Origin of the sequence: Microbacterium sp. Leaf351 (assembly GCF_001423825.1) — a bacterium.
GTDB classification, from domain to species: Bacteria; Actinomycetota; Actinomycetes; order Actinomycetales; family Microbacteriaceae; genus Microbacterium; species Microbacterium ginsengisoli.
Genome location: NZ_LMPK01000038.1, coordinates 214,446 through 215,872, shown reverse-complemented (window position 1 = coordinate 215,872; position 1,427 = coordinate 214,446). Strand labels below are relative to the sequence as shown.

Sequence of the window (1,427 nt, the reverse complement as noted above, 5' to 3'; positions counted from 1 at the left end):
CCTCGCGCATGGATGTTGACCTTCCTGTCGGGGAGGGGCGGCGCGGGGCCGCAACCCGCCCGATTGTCGTCACCGAAGGTTAACGATCGGTTCCCGACGCATGAATAATCCCATGTCCTCGCCCGGGACGGCGCGAGACGGGCCGGTGGGATGTTTCCGAGCGTTCTACTCTGGGACACATGCAGGACACGCCGCTGGCGCTGCTCGCGCTCGCCACCGGAGTGGTCATCGGGGGCGTGATCGCCGCGCTCATCGCCGTCGCCATCAGCGCACGTCGCCGTGCGTTCGAACAGGCGTCGCTCGACGTGCCGCCCGGCATCTCCGACGTGCTGGCCGCCATGGACGACGCCGCCGTCGTGGTCGACGGCGGCGGCACCGTGCGCGCTGCGTCGCTCGCGGCCGCGGCGTTCGGCATGCGGGTGGACGACCACCTGGTCGATGAGACCCTCCGCCGCCTCGCGCGCTCGGCCCGCGAGGCCGGGGCGTCCGCGGCATCCACCCTCACGATCCGCCGTGCGGCGCCGCCCGCTGAGGAGCGCCTGGTGTCGGCCCGTGCCACGCAGGTATCGCCCCGGCTCGTGCTGATGGTGATCCGCGACATCACCGAGCGCGAGCGCGTCGAGCAGATGCGCCGCGATTTCGTCGCCAACACGAGTCACGAGCTGAAGACGCCGGTCGGCGCTGTCACGCTGCTCGCAGAGGCCATCGAATCCGCCGCGGAGGACCCGGACCAGGTGCGCAACTTCGCGGGCCGGCTCTCGGCGGAGGCCGCCCGGCTCGCCTCGCTCACCTCGCGCGTCATGAACCTCTCGCGCCTGCAGTCGGCGGACGAACTCAGCGAGCGGCGCGACAGCTCGGTCGACAGCATCATCACCTCGGCGATCGAGGCCAACGCGACGTCGGCGGATGCCGCCAAGGTGACCCTCGTCCGCGGGGGCGAGCGTGGCATCTACGTGCACGGCGACTCGCAGGTGCTCGCCGAGGCCGTCAGCAACCTGATCTCCAATGCGATCGCCTACTCACCGGCCGGGTCGAGCGTGGGCATCGGCGTCAAACGCGTCGAGGGAACGGTCGAGATCGCCGTCGCCGACCGCGGCATCGGGATGTCGCCCGAGGACCAGGAGCGCATCTTCGAGCGCTTCTTCCGCAGCGACCAGGCGCGCTCCCGCCGCACCGGCGGCTCAGGGCTCGGCCTCGCGATCGTCAAGCACGCCGTGCAGCGCCACGGCGGCGAGGTGCGCGTGTGGTCGCGTCTCGGTCGCGGTTCGACCTTCACCATTCAGCTGCCTGCTGTCGCCCCGCCCGCCGATGCCCCTCTCGATCGCGGAGCGGGCGTCGCCGGGGTGCGCACGCCCGCACGCCCCGAGCCGGTGGCCGCCTGGACACCCCCGTCGAACGGAAAGAAGAAATGACCCACGTGCTTCTCG

1 protein-coding gene is annotated in these 1,427 nt (G+C 71.5%); it reads left to right on the top strand.

What is annotated here, in order from left to right:
- The first annotated feature begins 179 nt into the window (after nucleotides 1–179).
- Nucleotides 180–1,412: a sensor histidine kinase gene (locus ASG00_RS13815; protein WP_048809299.1), complete on the top strand. Its 1,233-nt coding sequence runs from the start codon at nucleotides 180–182 to the stop codon at nucleotides 1,410–1,412.
- Nucleotides 1,413–1,427: the final 15 nt, after the last annotated feature.